Origin of the sequence: Sulfitobacter albidus (assembly GCF_018200035.1) — a bacterium.
Classification (GTDB): Bacteria; Pseudomonadota; Alphaproteobacteria; order Rhodobacterales; family Rhodobacteraceae; genus Sulfitobacter; species Sulfitobacter albidus.
Window position 1 is genome coordinate 44,576 of sequence record NZ_CP073584.1, and the last position, 19,804, is coordinate 64,379.

The 19,804-nt window shown below is 53.0% G+C and carries 23 protein-coding genes; 7 read left to right on the forward strand and 16 right to left on the reverse strand.

All coding sequences use genetic code 11. The annotated features are described in order from the left end of the window. Window positions 1-18: 18 nt before the first annotated feature. The 9 genes from KDD17_RS18195 to KDD17_RS18235 form a co-directional block, all read right to left on the reverse strand. The gene (locus tag KDD17_RS18195) at window positions 19-1,032 is read right to left on the reverse strand and encodes a TrbL/VirB6 family protein (protein ID WP_212706514.1); all 1,014 of its coding nucleotides are present in this window, start codon (window positions 1,030-1,032) and stop codon (window positions 19-21) included. After that, window positions 1,033-1,455 carry a hypothetical protein gene (locus KDD17_RS18200; RefSeq protein WP_254797008.1) on the reverse strand — a complete coding sequence of 141 codons (423 nt, stop codon included), beginning with the start codon at window positions 1,453-1,455 and terminating at the stop codon, window positions 1,033-1,035. It lies immediately after the preceding gene. Beyond that, a complete protein-coding gene (locus tag KDD17_RS18205) occupies window positions 1,452-2,219 on the reverse strand; it encodes a type IV secretion system protein (RefSeq protein WP_212706515.1) in 768 nt (255 codons plus the stop codon). Before KDD17_RS18205 ends, KDD17_RS18200 begins: the two co-directional genes overlap by 4 nt. Continuing rightward, window positions 2,216-3,328, reverse strand: coding sequence for a lytic transglycosylase domain-containing protein (locus KDD17_RS18210; protein WP_212706516.1), 1,113 nt, complete (start codon window positions 3,326-3,328; stop codon window positions 2,216-2,218). Before KDD17_RS18210 ends, KDD17_RS18205 begins: the two co-directional genes overlap by 4 nt. A 199-nt stretch (window positions 3,329-3,527) precedes the next feature. Then, window positions 3,528-5,918, reverse strand: a complete 2,391-nt coding sequence (locus KDD17_RS18215) for a VirB4 family type IV secretion/conjugal transfer ATPase (protein ID WP_212706517.1) — start codon at window positions 5,916-5,918, stop codon at window positions 3,528-3,530. Beyond that, the gene (locus tag KDD17_RS18220; RefSeq protein WP_212706518.1) at window positions 5,893-6,171 is read right to left on the reverse strand and encodes a VirB3 family type IV secretion system protein; all 279 of its coding nucleotides are present in this window, start codon (window positions 6,169-6,171) and stop codon (window positions 5,893-5,895) included. Before KDD17_RS18220 ends, KDD17_RS18215 begins: the two co-directional genes overlap by 26 nt. A gap of 15 nt (window positions 6,172-6,186) precedes the next feature. After that, window positions 6,187-6,468 carry a TrbC/VirB2 family protein gene (locus tag KDD17_RS18225; protein ID WP_212706519.1) on the reverse strand — a complete coding sequence of 94 codons (282 nt, stop codon included), beginning with the start codon at window positions 6,466-6,468 and terminating at the stop codon, window positions 6,187-6,189. Window positions 6,469-6,482: 14 nt separating this feature from the next. Beyond that, window positions 6,483-7,022 (reverse strand): lytic transglycosylase domain-containing protein, encoded by a 540-nt coding sequence (locus KDD17_RS18230; protein ID WP_254797010.1) that lies wholly within the window; start codon window positions 7,020-7,022, stop codon window positions 6,483-6,485. 97 nt (window positions 7,023-7,119) lie between these two features. Next, window positions 7,120-7,434 (reverse strand): hypothetical protein, encoded by a 315-nt coding sequence (locus KDD17_RS18235; protein ID WP_212706520.1) that lies wholly within the window; start codon window positions 7,432-7,434, stop codon window positions 7,120-7,122. Window positions 7,435-7,566: 132 nt separating this feature from the next. Here KDD17_RS18235 and KDD17_RS18240 point away from each other — a divergent pair, with 132 nt between their 5' ends. Continuing rightward, complete coding sequence (locus tag KDD17_RS18240; protein WP_212706521.1) at window positions 7,567-8,145, forward strand: hypothetical protein; 579 nt, start codon at window positions 7,567-7,569, stop codon at window positions 8,143-8,145. Here the strand turns inward: KDD17_RS18240 and KDD17_RS18245 are convergent. Next, on the reverse strand, window positions 8,139-8,651 hold the full coding sequence (locus KDD17_RS18245; RefSeq protein WP_212706522.1) for a hypothetical protein: 513 nt from the start codon (window positions 8,649-8,651) through the stop codon (window positions 8,139-8,141). The two genes, KDD17_RS18240 and KDD17_RS18245, sit on opposite strands and share 7 nt — an antisense overlap. A 74-nt stretch (window positions 8,652-8,725) precedes the next feature. Continuing rightward, complete coding sequence (locus tag KDD17_RS18250) at window positions 8,726-9,178, reverse strand: helix-turn-helix domain-containing protein (protein ID WP_212706523.1); 453 nt, start codon at window positions 9,176-9,178, stop codon at window positions 8,726-8,728. Window positions 9,179-9,331: 153 nt separating this feature from the next. Here KDD17_RS18250 and KDD17_RS18255 point away from each other — a divergent pair, with 153 nt between their 5' ends. From KDD17_RS18255 to KDD17_RS18280, 6 genes are all read left to right on the forward strand, one after another. Further along, window positions 9,332-9,586, forward strand: coding sequence for a type II toxin-antitoxin system HicA family toxin (locus KDD17_RS18255; RefSeq protein WP_212706524.1), 255 nt, complete (start codon window positions 9,332-9,334; stop codon window positions 9,584-9,586). After that, window positions 9,583-9,915, forward strand: a complete 333-nt coding sequence (locus KDD17_RS18260) for a type II toxin-antitoxin system HicB family antitoxin (protein WP_212706525.1) — start codon at window positions 9,583-9,585, stop codon at window positions 9,913-9,915. The genes KDD17_RS18255 and KDD17_RS18260 overlap by 4 nt, the downstream gene beginning before the upstream one ends. 145 nt (window positions 9,916-10,060) lie before the next feature. Next, window positions 10,061-11,656 carry a hypothetical protein gene (locus KDD17_RS18265; RefSeq protein WP_212706526.1) on the forward strand — a complete coding sequence of 532 codons (1,596 nt, stop codon included), beginning with the start codon at window positions 10,061-10,063 and terminating at the stop codon, window positions 11,654-11,656. A 793-nt stretch (window positions 11,657-12,449) separates the two neighbouring features. After that, window positions 12,450-13,328 (forward strand): DUF559 domain-containing protein, encoded by an 879-nt coding sequence (locus KDD17_RS18270; RefSeq protein ID WP_212706527.1) that lies wholly within the window; start codon window positions 12,450-12,452, stop codon window positions 13,326-13,328. 2 nt (window positions 13,329-13,330) lie between these two features. Then, entirely contained in the window at window positions 13,331-13,567 is a 237-nt protein-coding gene (locus KDD17_RS18275; RefSeq protein ID WP_212706528.1) for a hypothetical protein, read from the forward strand. A gap of 183 nt (window positions 13,568-13,750) precedes the next feature. Then, complete coding sequence (locus KDD17_RS18280; RefSeq protein ID WP_212706529.1) at window positions 13,751-15,103, forward strand: DUF6880 family protein; 1,353 nt, start codon at window positions 13,751-13,753, stop codon at window positions 15,101-15,103. Between the two features lie 111 nt (window positions 15,104-15,214). Here KDD17_RS18280 and KDD17_RS18285 read toward each other — a convergent pair whose 3' ends face one another. The 5 genes from KDD17_RS18285 to KDD17_RS18305 form a co-directional block, all read right to left on the reverse strand. Continuing rightward, complete coding sequence (locus tag KDD17_RS18285; RefSeq protein ID WP_212706530.1) at window positions 15,215-16,444, reverse strand: DNA phosphorothioation-associated DGQHR protein 1; 1,230 nt, start codon at window positions 16,442-16,444, stop codon at window positions 15,215-15,217. Continuing rightward, a complete protein-coding gene (locus KDD17_RS18290) occupies window positions 16,444-16,986 on the reverse strand; it encodes a hypothetical protein (protein ID WP_212706531.1) in 543 nt (180 codons plus the stop codon). The genes KDD17_RS18285 and KDD17_RS18290 overlap by 1 nt, the downstream gene beginning before the upstream one ends. A 123-nt stretch (window positions 16,987-17,109) precedes the next feature. Continuing rightward, window positions 17,110-17,502 (reverse strand): DNA phosphorothioation-associated protein 4, encoded by a 393-nt coding sequence (locus tag KDD17_RS18295; protein ID WP_212706532.1) that lies wholly within the window; start codon window positions 17,500-17,502, stop codon window positions 17,110-17,112. Between the two features lie 28 nt (window positions 17,503-17,530). Then, on the reverse strand, window positions 17,531-19,582 hold the full coding sequence (locus KDD17_RS18300; protein WP_212706533.1) for an AAA family ATPase: 2,052 nt from the start codon (window positions 19,580-19,582) through the stop codon (window positions 17,531-17,533). Continuing rightward, window positions 19,579-19,767 (reverse strand): hypothetical protein, encoded by a 189-nt coding sequence (locus tag KDD17_RS18305; protein WP_212706534.1) that lies wholly within the window; start codon window positions 19,765-19,767, stop codon window positions 19,579-19,581. Before KDD17_RS18305 ends, KDD17_RS18300 begins: the two co-directional genes overlap by 4 nt. Window positions 19,768-19,804 lie beyond the last annotated feature (37 nt).

The window sequence follows — 19,804 nt, forward strand, 5'->3', positions numbered from 1 at the left end:
TTTGGTGTTGGTCTTTCGTTACGGGGCGCGGAAGGACTTGACGGTGTTAAGCGCTGTTGCTGGTGTTCCGCGGATTGCTTCGCCGGTTTTGACAACGCCACTGTTCACCGCTTGTTGGAGTTCTTGGGGTGATTTGCCCGTTGCAAGGCGCGTGGCACTGCCCGTGCCATAGTCTCCGGTGTTGACGATGCCGCGTCGCGCCAGCCCCGTCAGCCCAACTGCGTTGGATGCAATGCCCATCACTCCGGTTAAGTTGGACGCGATGTAGGGAACAGATGCCATAATCCCGGCGCTCAGGAGCAGAATGACCAAGAATGGCAGGATGAGACTGACGGTTTCGACATCGACGGGATCGGCTGAGGCATCGCCAATGGCCTCAGCGATTGCCACGATGATGCCAGCAGCACCAGCAGCAGCGACGGGCATCAAGGCATAGCCGATGGTCGCGCGGCTCCAGGCCTCAAAAAGGGATTGGGTTGGCTTGAAAAGCGATGTGATGATCATGAATGGGGCGATCACGATCATCAGTGCGAAGACGATTTTGGCGAAAGCGATGATCCCGGCTGTTACTGCTGCGAAGAGTGCTGAGAGAACAAAGAAGATCGCGCCAAGCACAGCCCCAAAGACCCAGCCTGCTTGATCACCGATGGTATCGCCATAGGCCGTGATGCGGGCCACCATGTTGTCGAGGCTTTCATATACGCCCGCCTCATCGCCAGATCCCGTAAGCGCAAGAATTGATGCGCCGATGGAGTCCGGCACTTGTGTTGCGATCCCGTAGATGACGCTGAAATTATCCCAACTTTGGGCGAAGATGGCGACCAGCGAAATCTTGGCTCCAAACGCGAAGGCACTGCCAAAGGTCATGGGCCTGAGTTGCATGACGACATTGATACCCAACAAGATCAGCAACAGGATGGCTCCTGCGGTGATGACATCGCCAACAGCAGCGGCTGACGAGATGAACCCATCTTGCGCAACGCTGTCGACGGCTGCATCGACTTGGTCGAGGATATCGCGAATAATCCCCATCTACTCGGTACAGGCCTCTGTGTGCTCGGCCTCAAGGGCATCGGCCATTGCGTAGAGATCAAGGACTTTGAAGGGCAGGCGAGGATTGTTAGATGTCTGAAAGCGCAGCAGTTCTGCGAGTGCCATGTCCCATGTAAACTCGCTCAAGAGGCAATCACAGGTCTCGGCTTCAAGATGTCGCTCGGCGACAAGAATACGCAATATCGCGCGATAGCCGTTGCGCAGATAAGCGGTCTCAGCGAGATCAGCAGGCGGACGTGGCACGCGGCAGAACTCCTCGGCATCTGGTGTGACAGCCATTGAGCTGAATGGCTTTGGCCCGCTGGATGTCGCGTCAGGTGTTTCAGCAAAAGCGGAGACAGGCAGCGCGATAAGCAGCGCTGCAACTGTAGACCAAAGCGAAGGCGAAGGGCGCATCATCATGGATCCACCGCCATTGATCTGAACCGGCGCTCGTCTGCAAGCGTCGCAGCATCAACAACACCAAGTTGTCCTGCGCTGACACCTTGTGCCGCCTCCAGTCGCCAAATTTGCGTTAGGATGATGCCGAGTTCCGCTGTGACCCGTGTGTTGAGATCAACGGCTGCTTTCAAGCCGTCCTGATCGTCTATCAAGCCAACCATTGTCTCGAGGCGTTCCAAGCTCTGCCCGGCTTCTGCATGGCTTTCTTGGGCAGCCACGGACAACATGGCGCTGGCGCCTGCTGAGGTTGCGATGCGGTTGTCGGCAGGCTCAGGTGAAGAAGAAAGGGTGCTCAATGTCTCTGATGTAAATCCGCTTCCTGATAATACCCGCTCAACCGAGGCTTCGAGTTCAGCGCCCGGAGTGAAACCGCTCAGGAAATCGCCATCAGCCAATGCCCGTGCCGTATTCAGCGGCGCGACCAGTTTGCCGCGCAAGGCCCGGAATTCTTCGATGGATGCGAAGAGATCGCTCAACCCACTGCCTTCGATCAGCGACGTGAGCTGAGCTTCCAAATTTAGAAGCTGGGAAAGTTGCGTCTCAAGTTCCAACCGCATCGTGGCCAACTGTTGCAGCTGCACATTCAGGTCTTCGGCCATGTGTTCAAGCTGCGCGACCAGTTGACCTAGTTGTGAGCCATCAAACGTCGGCACGCCTTGCCCGCGGGCGGGGGTGGATAGGCCGAGGGCGGTTATCGCCGCGACCGAAAGTAGAAGCTGTTTCAATTTGGCACTCCCATTTGCATGAATTCACGCTCGGATAGGCGATCTGCGACCAGATGCTGCGCATGGGCCGCTTCGCGCTGTTGGTTGGCTGCCATCAACCTGACACGCAGATTTAAAATCCGGGCGATTTCAGCTTTGGCGTAGGTGTTGAGTTCCCACGCGGCTTTGGCATTGGGTTGGGCATCGATTTGCAGAATGATCGCGCGCAGTCGGTTGATAACCTGCATCGTCGTGGCGTGGCTGCTTGCCGCATAGTAGACGCCTGCATCCGAGATGTTGGCGTATTCAGCGAGAGCAAAGTCCGAGGATGACAGCGTGCCGAGCGCGTCCGCGCCGCCCACAAGGGCGAGGTATTCGTTGTAGAACTTGGAAATATTGCGCACGTAACCTTGGGTCTCTGTGAAGGGCGGCACACCGCCATACTCAATCACGCGTCCGGGGCCTGCGTTATAGGCAGCGAGCGCATGTGGGATGTTGCCAAAGCGGTTCAGCTGGGTCGTGATATAGCGCGCGCCGCCGCGCAGATTGTCCATCGGATCATAAGGATTTACGCCCATGTCCGATGCGGTGCCGGGCATGAGTTGAGTTAGGCCGTAAGCACCGACATGACTTTCAGCGGTGATGTTAAACCGGCTTTCTTGCTTGATCAGTGCCTGGAACAAGCAGCGCCATTGCGTGGCGGAAAGACCCGCCCGTGCCACGCCCGGCGCACCAGCATATTCGCCTGCCACCCGCACAATCATCATCTCGACGGTTTCACGGCCCTCGCCAAAGAGACGGCTGTTCATCGGGCTTGTGTCAGTGTTCGGGTATACCGAAGCGACCCCAAAATCCGCGTCGCCTTCAAGGGCGCTGATATCAAAGCCTGGACCCGTCATCGCCGCAGAAATGGCTTCGAGCGTGCGCAGCTGATCTGCTTGCACGTCAGCGATGGAAGCCCGCTCGGCTTCTTTGTCGCCTTGGGTTCCCAAGTCCTGACCCAATGCGGTCACGCGTGCGATGGTTTGCCCGATCGCGGCATTGTCTTGCGTTGGAACGCCTTGGGCGAAGCCCGAGGTCGCATGTAGGCAGAAGAGGAGCCCCGCAGTTATGACTGCAGCGCGGATCATTCTGGGCGCGGCAGGGCTTCGAAGGTGCAGTCCTTGCTGCCCTGGTCTGAAACGGGTGCTGTCGCCGCGAAGGATATCACTGCGCGTGTCACCACGGGCTCACCATTGCGACCCAAACAGGGTGATGTTTTCTCGGTGTATTGCTCGCACGCCGATAGCAGCGGCACCGCGGCTACTATGACGAAAAGTGGGAAAAATCTCATTGAGGTCTCCAAAAATCAGAATTTGAACGCCAGTCGGCTGGCACGCGGGCCTCACCCGTGGCCCCGCCGCCAAGAATTGGTAGCAAGTCGCCAAGCGCAGAGAGATCAGCATCGACAAAGACGCTGTCGCCAGCAGAGCGCACCAGCGCAATGCGTTGGCCAATGGTGGGTTGGACGAGCAATGCGGCTTCCTTGGCGTTCACACGCAGGAAATCGTAATCGGTCACCGTGGCACGGTCGTTGGGAAACAGAATCTGCGTCGGGACGGTTTCAACAATGGTTTTGCCCACGCGGCTATCGCGCAACTGGCTGGGATACTGGGTCATCATGATCACGACGCAGTTCATCTTGCGTAGGGTTACCAGCCAGTTTTCCAGACGTGCGCCGAAATAGGGATCATCGAGCAGCTTCCACGCCTCGTCCAAGACGATGATGGTGGGTCGGCGGTCCTCAACGACCCGTTCGATTTGGCGGAATATATAGGAAAGCACCGCCATGCGCTCGGTTGTCATGTCAAGGATCTCAGTCATGTCAAACCCGACGATATCGCCCGAAAGATCAAGGATTTGCCCGCGCTCGGGTTCATCAAAGACCCAGCCAAACCGACCACCGGGTGCCCATTCTGCGACGCGGGACTGCAGCTCACCATCATCATCCAAAGACTGGAACAAGGTCTCAAAGCTGGCGAAACGTTGGAGAGCGGCACCAGCATCCGCGTTCTGTGTCACAGCACCTTGGATATGGCGCGATTGTTCGCCTGAAAGGGCACCACTTCGCGTCAGCAAGGTCGCCAACCAATCGGACAACCACGCGCGGCCACGTTCATCGGTTTCAGAGGCGAGCGGGTTGAGGCCCGTCGGCACACCTGCGCGGATTTCATTGTAACGGCCACCCAAGGCTCGGACGGCCATTTCCAAACCGCGATCTTTGTCAAAGAAGAATAGGCGTGCTCCCACACGTTGCGCTTGGGCGGTGAGGAAAGCTGTGGTGAGTGTTTTGCCAGTTCCAGTCCGGCCCAATACAAGCGTGTGGCCCACTGTAGGTTCTTTGCCTGCAGCGCCTGCTTCGTGGAAGTTGAAGCGATAGCCTGATGTGCCGACCGTTGGCAGGACGGCGATGCTCTGGCCCCATGGGCTTTTATCATTGCTGCGCCCTTCAACGCTGCCGTGAAGGGCTGCAAAATCAGCAAAATTGGTTGAAGAGATTGGTGTCTTGCGGGCACGGTAGCCAAAGTTGCCCGGGCTTTGTGCAAAATAGGTGGCTTTCAGGGCCATATTCTCGCGCACGATCACGGCCATGATTTCTTGGCCGACCCGCTTGATCTGCGCGGCGGCGCGTTCCAGCGTGTCACGGTCGGGCGCATAAACGGCGATGGAAAGGTGATGGTCGCCAAACGCGATGCGTCCGGCCTCTTGATCGTCTGCCGCCAAGGCCAGTTGGTCGCGCAAAGACACAGCGGCATCATCTGAGGCATGCATCTGCCTGATAATGCGCTGGATGCGCTCGGCCATGATGTTGTTCGGGATTGGACTGAAGGAATTGGTCAACACAATATCGAGGGGCAGATCCAAGGCATCAAGCAGCGTCACGTCTGTCAGTGCGGGATAGGATTTGATGCTAAAGAGCGCGCCATATTTGACAGCACCCGTTGTGGCGCAAGTAATTGTCATCACATCACCATCAAACGTCGCGCGGCAATCGCTGATAGTATGAGAAAGGGGAAGGGGGCTTCGACCAAATGCGATGGGTGAAAAGCTGCCTGCGTTGAGTGTATTCAGATAGCCGAGCCATTCACCGCCCGTCTTTGTTAAGCGAACCGGGTTTGCCGAAGAGAGAGCAACCGCAAAAAATTCCATAACCTCATTGAGCTCTTGCACACGCGCTGCACGGTCTTTGATCCAAGCTTTGCGTGCGAGCGCCCGTAGAAACGGGATGCGTGCTGCGAGATTAGGGCGCCGAATGACGCTCAAATACATCTGCCGTTTGGAAGGGCGCAGGTCTTTGATGTGAGCAGCCCAACGGGCATCAACGTGGGATGCGAAGGTATCACCCTCAACAGGTTTCAGATCCAAGTCTTGTGGAACAGAGACACGGTGGATGTAGAAACCGAACGTATTCCCAGTTTGCGCTACGATCGCAGCAACAGCACGCTTGAGTGCATCAAGACGGTCGTCCTCGGTGGTCATCGGGTTCAGGCCATCAAGGCGAAGAGTTGCGAGGAGATCGCCTTCGCGCAGCACCATCACATCATCCGTTGTCAGAGCAAAATAGGGCAGGTGCTCTGCAAGGTAGCTTTCACGGGCAAAGCCTGTTCCACCAGCTTCATGCACCGCCGGGCCGATGCCGCTCAGAGTACCACCATCAAGCGCCAAAACTGTCACCCCCATGATGTGCGCGGCTTTTGGTCGGACGCACGGTGCCGAAGGAGATGCGCAGCACTTCAAAGAAATGAGGCTCTTTGTCTGCGACGAACCAAAGGACCGGATAGGCGATGATCCCGATCAGGAAGAAGATCAGAGATTTCGTCCAGATAAACGGCAGAACGACCCCCATGGCCAAGACCACCAGATAACCGACAGGGAGACCCAGATACTTGGGTGGTCGCGCAAGGCCGAGGAAAAGGGGGGAACGTTCTGCCATTGTCACAACCCAGCCTTAGGTGAAGCCATCAACGATTGTGCCCGCCGAGAATATCAACACGATCCCGATGATCACAGAGGCAAACCATCCCCAGTTCAGCCGTCCCATCATGCACATGAAGCCTGTGCCAATGACCGCCAGTGTGGCCACGGCAATGCCAATTGGTCCCGTGAGTGCGGCTTCGACCGTTTCCAGCATGGTTTGAATGGGCGACAAGTCTTGCGCGAAGGCAGGGGAGGCGGCGAGCGCCAGAGTTGCGGCCATCAGTGGCAGGTATCGTGAGTGGTGTCTTGGCATGAAAATGTCCTTGATCAGTTCAGGTCGATAATGACGGGCGCGCGTGTTGGCGCTGTGCTGGCCACGCGAATTGAAGGAGTCAGTGATGATCCACCCGACAGCCGTTGGCGAATGACGTGGATACGCGCGATGTAGCCTCGCGTTTCTGCAAATGGCGGGACGCCTGCATATTGCACGACACGGTGCGGGCCTGCGTTGTAGGCAGCCAAAGCGAGATCAACGCTGCTGAACTCCGCGAGTTGTGCCAGTAGATAACGTGCCGCGCCGTCGAGATTTTGGGAGAGATTGCGCGGATCGACCCCAAGCTCGCGCGCCGTGCCGGGCATTAATTGCCCTAAGCCGTAGGCACCTTTTGGGCTGACGGCGGCCGGATTGTAACTGCTCTCTGCTTCAATCATTGCCTGAAACAAGACGTGCCAGTCTCGCGTCGAAAGGTCTGCTCGTGCGATGGCCCTGTTGTTTTGGTGGCGAATGGCTGTCTGGCGAATGAGTGAGAGAACTTGGGGTGAGGCTCCAGTGGCGGGCGCAACGCGGGCCACTTCGACCGCTGGCACCTCGATAGCGTCCTCAGCACTTACCCAGCTCGGGCGTGTTCCGTGAAACGTCCAGCCAGATGCCGTAGCCGATCCGTCAGCGCGAAACGCTAAAACGTCAGCCGTTGCCCTCGAGGGTAATGCCGTAGTCAGCATCAAAACGCAGATCGCGCCCGTCGCCAAACTCGAGATGGTGCTTGAAAAGCCCCGGCCAGATATTGAAGTACCGTGCTTCGGGGCCGAGCGGTGTGATCCGTGTGGACACAAGAATGGCTTCGGGTTCGCCCTCACGCAAGTAGATGCACTGGTAGCGCGGCTTGCCATCGTCCGTGAACCCCACGAGTTCATACCGGCAGCGGAACGCAACTTCCCTCTTCTGAAGGTCTTTGACCCCATCGAGTGTGATCAAGATTTGATTGCGCGCTATCGGCATTTGGACTCTCCCCCTGAGAGCCCTTCTAGTCCGACCCAGTACAAGCGGAAAGACACATTGAGTCAATATGATATATTGCATAATTTAACAAAATGCTAAACCATAGGATGAAACCTAGCAAAGGAGTCTCCGATGAAACGGCTTATTTTGTCAGCATTCTTTGGTGTTTTAACGACGCTCAGTTCGCCCCAGAAGGCGCAGGCCTACGACATTGATTGTGCGATTATGCTCTGTATGGCGGGTGGATTTCCTCCGAGCGCTGTCTGTGCGCGGGCCTATCGGACAATGATCCGCCGCATTACGCCGTGGCCCAGCAGACCGCCTTTTGGGATTTGCACCTTCGCTGCAGTGCCCATCGAATTGGGTGGTCCGGGTGGAGAGGGCGAGGTTGATACGAACCTGCCAGAATACGAATGGCTCAACCGTACTCATGTGATTTGGTTCACAGGTCGGTCCTACACGCCGCGTGACGATCCCAGGCAGTGGGATTGGAGTATTCGGTCTTGTGACCGCGAAAACAGAACTTGCCGATATATCGCGCGTGTCTACGGCTCGCGCATCCGTTGGCCGAGCTCATTTGTCTCCGAATGCGGGCAAACCATTCTACTGCCGGTTGGACGTGGGTTTGGGAACTTCTACTCACGCGACATCATGGTCGAATTTGGTGATTACGAAGGAAACATGGGGCATTCAGACTGGTTTTCCTACTGAGCGGCTTCGAGAACGGGCTCAAGATCGCTCCATTTGACGCGGACAAAATCACCTTTGGTTTTAGGCAGCGATTGTCGGTCAACCAGCTTGGAAGAAACTTCGAAATTTTCATTGATGCGCACGACCAACAGTTTGTTGAAGTTTCCCGTGAGCTTAACTGTGACCTCATCTTTTTGCTTGAATGGGGTTATCGTCTTCACTTCGATAAAGTCATTCCCAAGCCTGCCATCAGATCCCTGTGCATAGGTCTTGTGGAGTTTGAGCCCATGGGTGATGGCCCCATAGAGTTCGCCAATATCGCCGTAAACGTTCAGATGCAGGCCGGTTTCCATATGATACCCTTCGGCAAGCGACAACAGCTCCTCGAAATATGGGATCAAAGATTTGCGTGCGTTCGGGTATTTCGCACCCCACTCTTTGAAACGAACTTGCTCTTCGATCTCAGACCAATGCACCCATTCGCCATCATCATAGAAAGCACGGTCAGCCCAAATATCATCTTCCATGTGTATGGCCTCCGGTAATTCGTTTGCGTCGAATGAAGCATCACCGTTTGGCATTTTTGTGGCCGCCCCTTTGATCAGGGGATCTGACAAGGTTCGAAAACAATGGCCGAAATTTTGACCTTCTTGGGGTCGACGAGCCATCGGCGCACGGTTGACCCGTCGTTCCAACGATAGTCGATCAATATGGGGACGAGGCCGTTGCTCTGGCGCTCAAAACCTTCTTGAAAAGGCGTAGCGAGCAACTTTAGGCCGATGCAACTTCCTGACTGGTCAGAAATCTCGTTGTTAGACTTTTTAGTCATCTGACCACTGCTGATCAGAACTGGCTCCGTCAATTCAGATGGATCGACATCAAGTGCCAATGCCAGCTTTTGCAAAGTTGACACCGACGTGAAATATTCTGAGCGTTCAAGCCGGCCAACATAGCCCCGTTCAAGCCCCGCAGCGAAAGAAAGAGCCTCTTGGCTAAGGGAACGAAGCCGCCTTAGTTTTCTGATATTTGTACCAATGCGATCTCGTAAATCCATGCGAGATCAATGGCTTGATTTTGGCAAATAGTGCGACGGAGTATACTACAGATTCTGTTGTTTCGGCGTTTCGTGCGGCGCGTCATGAGAAAACCGCTCACACCCAAGTGGAGATTTGCTTGCAATATATGCAAGCATGGTCTATATAAGCCCATGAATAGTAAACACCGCAAGATTCTGGCCGTTGTCTTTACCGACCCAGTGTCGGGAACGGTCGAATGGTCAGCTGTTGAGCGATTGCTTGTCGCAGCTGGCGCGCAGGTCATCGAAGGTCGCGGTTCACGAGTGCGGTTCGAAAAGGACGGCGAGGTCGAGACGTTTCATCGTCCGCATCCCGCCAAGGAAGCCAAACGCTATCAGGTGCGCGCCGCCCGCGCATTCCTGGAACGGATCGGAGTAACGCCATGACAAATACAATGACCCACAAAGGCTACTCAGCTCGCATCGAATATGATGATGAAGACGGCATTTTCACGGGCCGCCTCGCCGGTATCAGCGATGGTATCGGCTTTCATGCTGACACGGTTGAGGCTTTGCGGGATGCCTTTCATGAGGCAGTCGAAGACTACATTGAAACCTGCGCAAAGGTTGGCAAGGAGCCGCAAAAAGCATTCTCTGGTCAAGTGATGTTCCGCGTCGATCCTGAGGTGCACCGTAAGGCGGCACTCGCGGCAGAGCTGTCTGGCAAAAGCCTGAACCAATGGGCCGAAGAAGTTCTTGATCGCGCGGCGGGGTAGAAAGGTAACAAGCCCGCCTTGCTGTTTTCAATCTTTGAAGGAACTGCCTTTTGTGAACCCCTGAGACAGTTTCGGGCGCTGCGCTGCGGCTTCACCAGACTAACCATCGGCGATAGGTTATCCCGTACTCGGCCGAAAAGATCGCTTGGAGCGCGTAAAATTGGATCATGGAAACCAGAAAAGACCTCCGCTATCAGCACGGGCGGCAAGCACGACTGGGCGTTCGGCGCTGTTTTTGGCTAAGGTCGCTGGGAAAGCTGTTTGGGCAATCGCCAAGCCTGTGGGGCGGCAGACAGGCAAACTCGCCGCAAAAGGGGGTAAGGCGGTCAAAGATCACGCGGCTGTTAAATTCGCGGAATTTGAACTGAGGCATACCAAATATACGCCGGAGAACTTCTTTGAAAAAGGAGCGATCTTGCTAGAAGATCTCGTCGATGCGCTATTGATTGAAAAACGCGGCACGTCGGCAAGGATAGTTACAGCGCTTTCTGGGAAATTGGCTGCGGCAGGTACGACAGCAAGTCTATTTTCCATCGCATCTATTCTCGGAACGGCCAGTACGGGAACGGCCATCTCTTCACTTTCAGGCGCGGCATTCAATAGTGCCGCGTTGGCCTGGATTGGTGGAAGCGTTGTAACTGGCGGATGGATCGTCTTGGGCGTAGCCGCGGCTGGAGGAGCGGTTGCATATTTCGGGTCTCGCAAGCTTGTTGGGAAATGGACCGGTAAAAGGCGCAAGAAGAAGTCCTTGGACCCGCAGGAAATGCGGTTTGTCGAAACATGTTTGATGTTGGCAACGGCTTTTCGTGAACGGGCCAATCAAAACGCCGTTTTGGACCCTCTCACTGCTGAAACCCTGCATCAGAACTTAAAACACGACCTCCTCGAACAGTTGGATTTCTGCATCGCCAAAGTCAGCGACTGGCCAGAACTTCCGTTGTTGCGGCTTGAAGATTGCAAGGTAGATCTGGTCGAATTATTCGACTCCTTACCAACGGCTCAAATTCACAAACCATCAGTCGGAAGAAAACCCACAGCCGCTGCCCCTATCGTTACAGGTGTCGTATCCGCCACGATATTGAAATTGATGTCGGACACTTTGCCTTCATTTACGGAAGATGAGGAACTGGTTCTTCAGGCGCTCCGGCGGTCGAACAACAGCCTTGCAGATGCCAGTGAACTTGGACTGTCAGAATACGTGCAATCGCTATCCGTTGAGCAAATTGCCGGGCTCAAAAATAATGTAAAGGGAATCTACCATGAACTCGCGTTTCAGCGGCAAGAGAACCTGGATGGAGACGAGTACATCGTAGAGCTTTTCGGCGACACGAACCATGCTGGCGCAGATGTCCGGATTATCAATGTTGAAACCGGCGACGTTTCCGAGGTTCAACTCAAGGCGACAAATTACGCGTCTTATGTACGTGAACACAACGAAAAATACGAAAACATCGACGTGCTCGTGACCAGTGAGATCGCCGGCTCTTCGCCAGATTGGTCTTCCTCTGATTTCAGCAATGCTGACCTTACAGCTGATACGTCCTCGGCGTTACACAAGCTCGGACACGGGGCCGACGCTGACATTGTTAACAGTATGGGCGTCGCTGCGATGGTGACACTTGCGGCCAATGCCAAGTCCATGCTGAAGGGTGACGCTCTTTCAACTCAAGCGAAACAAAAAATCATTCAGGACGGAGTGGTGGCTGCAAGCGTTGCTGGAATGGTGCAGCTTATTATCTAGCAGAAAAAATGCTCTGCTGAATTTGCGATGCAATAGGAACTTTCCGCCCTCGCTGTTGATCGGTGATGCCGCGATGCCCAGCTTGCGGTCAGTGGGGCAGCCGCAGCACGATGGCGCCATGTCTGCTTAGTTTTAGTTATCCAGCGGAAGTTTCACAGTATCGCCCTCAATCACGGGAAAGGAAACTTTGGCGAAACCGCAGTCTGTCAGAAAAGACACGATTCCCGTCACAGTCTTGAACTCACGAACGGAAATTTGACCTGCCAACCTCGAACGCGCCGTGACCAACATTTGCGTCGTCCCATCGGAATGCTCTGCGTGCATCGTCCAAAGTCCTGACCATGACGCAGCTTTGCGCGTTGGTGCTAAATTGCATGTGATGATGAGCTTTGAACCCGTTTCAAGACGCTGTTTCAACGCAATCTCGGTTAAGACATTGGGTGTTGCAGGCTGGCCTAATGGCAAAATTCAATCCATTCCTATTCGGGCAATAATGCTTTATTGTATCAACGCGGATCCCGAAAACAAGCTACAAAGTGGGCTGTCTGCCCCACGCCGGTGGCGCTCCCCCAAGACATTTCGAGGAGGATGAAGTTTGGCGTCTTATCCTTCTGCGTCGCCTACGCGGCGAAGGTGTAAGGAGAGCCCTTCGCGGAGGGTCGCTGTGACTTTGATACTGCGGCGGGAAGCGAGACGGGATATCACATAACCATCGCAGGACTACCTTATGAAAGACACAAATCCAGTGTGGGAGGAAGCAGGCGTTTAAGAAGCAAATTTGCGAGAGGCAGCGATGATTTCATTGGCGATTATTGGGTTTCAGGTAGTCATCGCGCTGTCACTGGTCGTTACGCGGATATTTGGATCAGCGTTTAACAAGCCGGATTGGCTGTTCTGGGTAGCTTTTGGCTGGACCGCATTCACCTTTGCTTTTGTGTTCGCATCTCCATTAATCATCCTGCAACTTGTGGTCATTTGGGGTGTCACAGCATGGATTCGGCCTAAGGATGAGGTCGTGCCAAGGCAACCAAGTAAGCTTGAGAGGCTGACGGAAGAAGATGAGAACTGGCTCCGCGTTTTTCAGAGCCTTTGTGAGTCACCCGCTGAAACCGCGTTTCTCGATGCAATGGTCTCTGCGTTTGACCTCAAGCCAGACAATGGCCGTTTGTCGGGGAGTGGTCTGATATTGCAGATGCAGGTTCCTGTGGTGAACTATCGGGTCGACTTTCTCATTGATGAAAAGCTGGTCGTCGAGGTGGATGGCGCGCGCTGGCATTCGTCACCTGAAGCTGTCGAGCGTGATGCCGCACGAGATAAAACACTATCTGCCAAAGGCTTCGAGATTTTGCGCATCCCCGCGAAAACCACTCTCTACAATCCGACTGAAGCAATCGAGCTGGTTCGCAAAACACGCACCCAATGGCTGGCCCGAAAGGCGCAGGTAAGGGCGTCAGATGTGGGTGAGGCTCGTCAGCTTGGTGAAACACAAAACAATATCAGAGAGCGGGTAAAACAATTTAATGACCGCTTACAGCAGGAACTGGATGAAAGCCTTGAACGATCCAACCAGCGAGCCGAAGAACAAGAAAGGCGCTTGCAAGCAGAACTTGATGCCAACCCGAAACTAAAAGAACGATACGACAAAGTCGTCGCAGAATGGGATAAATACTGATCATGAAAACACTCAAATGGCTTTGGATTGCCGCCCTTCTAACAATCGGCTTCAAGCTATATAATTTGGTTATGGCCGGACCGCGCGGCTCTAATCCGGATGATATGCAGTCGTTCGTGGGTATGGTTTTGACCTTTGCTTTGCTGAGTGCGGTCCTGATCGTGTTATGGGCAACTGGTCGCGCAAAAGCCGCTCTGGCACGAAGAATCGAGCGAGCAAAAGGAACAGCCAAGTTATGATTTTCAGGTTGAGACCCCACACCACTGTCGCTGAGGTCTGCCTTTGATGCGGATGCAGCGAAATTCCGCATTGTGTAATTTCATGCGCTGTGCAGGGAAGGGCAGATTGTTCCAAATCGGCGTTGGTGAGAAATTAAGGGAGGGGGCTGGCATTCGAGTTGCTTGTTGATCTAAATTTCCCTCATGGCTTCGAAAACAACATTGAATGCAAAGAACCTTGCCGCCCTCGGCACAGATCGATTGGCTGATCTCGTTCTTGATTTAGCGAAGGGCAATGCAGGGGCCAAGCGGCGCCTTAGACTCGAGCTTGCCGGCGAAGCTGGCTCAGGCGATGTGGCGCGTGAGATCCGCAAGCGGCTGACAACAATTGCACGATCCTGGTCGTTTATTGACTGGCAGGGGCGCAATGCTTTCGCGGCCGATCTGGATATGCAGAGACGCGCTATCGTCTCGCAAGTTGGACCGGTCGACCCAGCTGCGGCTTTTGATCTGATCTGGCGGTTCGTGGCACTTGCGAATGGCGTTTACGAGCGTTGCGATGACAGCACAGGACGGGTCCAGTCAGTGTTTCAGGCAGCCTGCGACGACCTGATGGATCTGGCTGAGGCAGCCAAACCGGACCCGCTCGGGTTGGCAGATCAGTTGCTGGAGGCCCTGATTGATGATGACTATGGGCACTATCCAACTTTGATATCTGGCCTTGCTCCCAACCTTGGTTCTGAGGGTTTACAGCACCTCAAGGCGGGGATCACCGCTTCGGAATTCGATTTGTCAGACAACTACGCGCTGCGCATGGCGCTCGAACAGATTGCGGATGTCGAGGGCGATGCAGATGCCTACATTGCTCAACAAAGTGATCTGGCTCGAAAGGCACCACAGATTGCCGCAGAAATTGCGTGCCGTCTTCTCGAAGCAGGGCGGATTGAGGACGCATGGGTCGCCATAAATGCGCCAGACGAGAAAGATCGCGGATGGATACCCTATGAATGGGAAGCGACACGGATCAGTGTGATGCAAGCGATGGGGCAACCCCAAGCGGCACGGGACTTTATGTGGACGTGTTATGCTCGCAGCCTCAATCCAGACCATCTGCGTGCTTGGCTTGGCGGGCTACCAGATTTCGAAGATGTTGAAGCGGAGACCCGCGCCATGGAACACGCGCTAGGTTTTGAGAATTTCACGACAGCACTCCATTTTCTGATGACCTGGCCCGCGATTGAGCAGGCCGCAGTTCTGATCACAAATCGTGCCGCCGAAATTGACGGACATCATTATGAGCTTTTGGGGCCGGCGTCTGATGCCCTCGAAGATCGCTATCCACTGGCCGCCACACTTTTGAAACGCGGCATGATTGATTTTTCGCTACAGAATTCGCGGGTCAAACGTTATCGCCATGCAGCGCGCCACCTGCGCGAATGCAAGAACCTCGCGGCTAGAATTGACGACTTTGCACAATTCGAGACGCATGAGGCTTATCTCGATGGCTTGAAACAGTCCCATGGGAAGAAGACGTCATTTTGGGGGGCGGGCGCTTAGTGTTCGGCTCGCAAAATTGAACGGAGTAGATCTCGTGTTCATTATTTGTTCTTTAACGCATAATGAAGTTTATGTTAAATTTTTGAGGTCTGGTCAGGTATGCAGATAGTTTCAAATTCCTATAGCGTTCTCAATTGCTTTGCGGATGAAGGTGCGACCAGAGCCTGAGGCATTTTGGAATTCAGTTGAGGAGAAATCGATCTCTTTGGCTGGTGTCAGAATTTTTTCGAAATAGCCAGAGCTTATGTTCCTCTCTTCAAACGCATCCGATGCTAGTTTTCGCAATATATCGAAAATGGCTTGCACACCTATGGTCCGAAAGATGTAAGAACCCTCGTTCGCGTTTTCCCAAAAAACATTATCTGCCGCTTTTAGATAGTTTAGCACCATCTTGAAGATCACAGCGTCGTTGCCTTCGATGTAAGCGCTTCTCAGGGGAGATTTGTCCTTGGGGCCTTCCAAAAGCACATCTCTGGTATGAGCGTCGCCTTCACGCATTAGATTGGCGTCTCGCTTTGGGTTACTCGAATAAAGTCTCATAATTCCGTCAACCGCAACGGCAGTCGAAATGCGCCATGTGGCTTCAGCGGCAATCTTCTCTAACTTAGAGTCTCGCTTTGGCGCGACCATGATACGGCCTCGCAAGGGTGAGTCCGTATCCGTTGCTAGCTTTCGGGCGAAAAAGACGGCCAATTTGTCTGGAGTCCAATACTCTTCTTGCTCGTCGGAAACGTTATATCCAAATAGTTCAAACGTTAGACTGCGATCTACTCGCTTCTGTGTGGAGTTAATCGTCGCAAAGATTTGGGCTTGCAGCGCTTTGGGAAGGTCGATGAAGACGGAACAAATCAGGTTCATGCTCTGCAAAGCTTCCGGATTAGCTTTTGCAAATGAGAACAACCTGTGCTGACCATCAATCACTGCTGCAAGCTTTGCTTCCGATGGGATCGTTAGTTTGTGACAACCGTCATCTGACATCTGAACGCTCCATGCACTGGATACAGCGTTGCCCTGCTCTCCTTCCTCTGCCGCGATATCTTCATTTTCGGTTTGGTCAAATCCGGTCTCTCGGTCGTAGTTCGCAGCGACGATGATTGAGTTTGGAAAGGCTGCATCGACACGATTAATGTAAGCAGCGATTTCAGATAGGCGCTTGTCTTGTATTACCCGTTGTGTGCCTTCGAGCGAATAACCCACTCCGTCTGCATTGAGAGATGCGCTCATCCTGTCGCTTGCGCAGACGCGAAGCAAAAGCTCGGCTGGAAGTACAGCAACATAAAAACTGCCGAGACGCTGATCGACCCGCAAGGCGGGTATTGTAACAGGGAATTGAATGTCCATTAATCTACCTTAAATTCGCTCAGGTTGCCCTTTACTGCACGTGCTGTGTTTCCTCCCGCAGCGGCATCGATGGGAGCATTTTGATAGGTTAGTTCGTCCCCGTTCGTGAACCACCAAAACCAAACTGCAAAAATTCCAAACCAGATTGCTGCCGCAAGGGACCAGGTAGGATGAACCGGATAAAAAACTGTGATAAGAACTACGCCAAAAAACGAGACAAAGCAGGCAAGTAGAGAGAAAGAAACCAAAATTTTATCTGAATTTCCGGTTGAACTCAAAATTAGCTGGAGCGAAGCAGAACCGATCAAGGCTGGGAAGAATGTGGACAACGCGGTGAGCAATCCTGAATTATCCGTGGCTTGTCCCAGCTGACCCTTAATTACTTCAACCCAGATGCCGAGGCCACCCAAACATATGATTGCCAGAACAACGTAGAATACAAAGGGTACGTTTTTGAACGGTTGCCATGAACGGCGCCAGATTTCGCGACCTAGATACTGCCAATCACCCAGTTGGTCGGGGTTCGTGTCTTTGCTACTCAATTGCCTTCCTCTCGCTGAATGGCGTTGTGCGCGACGAAACTGCGAACGAGACTATGCTGCACCAAACTATCGCACCAATGCCAAATTCGACGCGGATTCATCCCAAGCTCCCCGCAACCTTGTTCAAAAATTTGCCAACTCCGTAATGTCGTCAAGTATCGTTTGATCACCCTCTTCCCTGTGAATTAGAGAAAGAAGCCCTTCCCGCCAGTCTTGTTTTCCCTCTGAGATCTCGCGCCTCATGATCTCAAGACCACCATTCGCATATTCTTCAAAGCAAAGGACACGCTCTGCTTCGTTTGAGGGAGCAAGCATCTTTGGGTCTTTGTTCTCTTCGATCGCAATCATGCTCATGATCGTGCGATCAAAATCGCCTCTGAATACTTCAAGATCGATCGGTTCAGAGCTCTTCTGGAAAGACTGCCGATTGCCCCTGCGGAAGCCTAGTGCAGCTGCAAAGACAAGTGCATCCTTGAAGGTTGGGAAAATCCCTTCGTCCCGTAACTCGCTCAGCATATCTTCAAATTCTGCGGGTCGTCTTACTCTAGTGGCCAAGGTAGCCCTCCTCAATCTTGGTGAACTCAGGCCCCTCGGTACGCTTGACGTAGTCACTATCCTCCTCACGACCTTTCGATTTTGGGGCGTGATAGACTAAGCTGTATTCTTTGCCGATAAATGGGCGACACTTGTCGTCAACTTCCTTGCTCCACTGAGAGTTAGACGCAAAAATGATTACTTGATCGGCGAGATCAGGAATGTGCTGGGCGATCTTCTCACGATATTCGCGATCCAGAGCGCCAAATGGTGAATCCATGATCAGTGGATACACGCCGCCTTTAAAGAAAGTTGTTTTTGCTTTGTTACGCTCCTTTGCGAGGTTTACCAAGCTCGCAATGAAACTCAGACTAATGACCTGGTTCTCACCCGTCGACTTCTCAGAAACGGGCTGCTTTCCCACCCCTGGTATGTCTTTGAATATTCTCAAGGTGTAGTCGCTATCAATCTCCGCATAGAAGTCTTTGCGCAGGATGCTCTGGAAAGTGTCATTAACCTTGGACGAGAGATGGTGTCGCGTCTCCTCGGCTAAAGCCTCATGGAGATTGTCAATGAGACTTTTGCAGGCTTCTGCGAACTCAAGCTTCTGTCTTGCCAAGTCTTCTTTTTGAGATTTGGATTGGACTTTGTCGATCTCTTTTTTGATCTTGGCCAAGTCGTCGTTCAGCGTTTCGATCGCATCTTTCGCCTTGATGATTTTCAAGCGCTCGTCCGCTTGCAGTTGAGTCAATTCGTTCCGCCGCTCTTCAAGACGTTTTACATCTTCAATATCAGAAGACCCTAAGCTGCTACTGATCTCGTCAAGCTCTTCTGCGATCGCTTTTATTCGTTTGTTGAAGTCACTTTCTTTTGCGGACCAAATCGAGAGCTGTGCATATAGCCGATTTCTCTCACGTGGCATTGCTCTTAGGTTGCTTACGACATCGGTAAACGCGGCCTCCAGATCCTCTCCTGTTGCTTGATCTCGATAACCTTCGAGAGCTGATCTAGCTTGCGAGCCCTCCTGTAGCTCTGTACCGCAAATGCACTTCGCGTCATGCAGCAGATCGTCGATGAAGGTGCGTCTGATTTTGTACGGTAGTTCGCCCTTCTTACGACAATCTTCTAGAACATTGGATACAGAGGTCACGGTATCGTTCAGGAAAGCCAGCGCACCAGTCTGAGAGACCAGGCCCATTCTATCTTGGCTGAGGTTCTCAAGCTCGCCTTCAATTTTGCCTTTTTCAGTCTCCAGACTTCGCCTTTGCTCTGCCTTCGCCTTCACATCAGCAATCTGCTCATATGATGCGTTGATGGCATCAAGTTCGGTTTGAAAGCCTTTGTTAGATTTCGACGCAGTTTCCCGCTCCTGTTTGCGTTGATCTATCTCAGTGTTGATCTTCGCTTCTTGCTCAAGCAGCTCGCGGTAGTCAGAAGAGGCCGTTTCACTTGCTTCTTTCCGTAAGTCCTTAATCACCAGACGCCCAAGATGATCACTGGCACGGTCGATGATCTCTAAGCCCATCAAGGTCTTGATGGCTTCTCGGATTTCACCGGATGCAGACACATTCGCGAGTTTTTCGATCCGCTCTCCGTTAAAGAAGAAATACGAATGCATCTGCTCAGGTATCAATTGATTGATACGGTTAGCCGGATTTTGCGCTGTTTCGGTTCCGCCCTTTTCATTAATCCAATGAAGGGTTGGAACAGATTTTCCGATTGCATCGACCTCTAAAGCATCACTTGTACGCTTGAAATCTTGTTTTCGATGTACAGTGTAGGTCGAGCCTTCATGCTCAAACTTGAGCTCCAAGCTTAGCTCCGCAACTGAGCCAATGGCTGTCTCGGATAAAGCAAGTTCATTTAAAATGGTCTGATTGCCAGTGTCAAAGTCTGTAGTTCCATACAGCACCCATTTGAAGGCATTTAGGAGGGAAGTTTTCCCAGAACCATTTTCACCGTGAATAACGGTTATCCTTGATGTATCATCTGAAAGAAAATTCAGTTCGCATTCCCCATAAAACTGGCGGAAGTTCTTGATTTTTAGCTGAAGTATTCTCATCTCTGATACTCACGCTCAATAACCTGTCTGATGCGTTGCGCGATTTCTTTGTCTTTGCCAGCAGAAGCAGTGTTCTTATAACCTTGAAATTCTTGCTCCTGCTTCAATATCTCATTCACAGCCTTTTTCACTCTGGGTGATGCTGAATCTAAAACCTCTTTTGGGGATTTGCTTCGCTCGTTCATTCTAAATGTATTCCTCTAAGTACATTGATATATACCT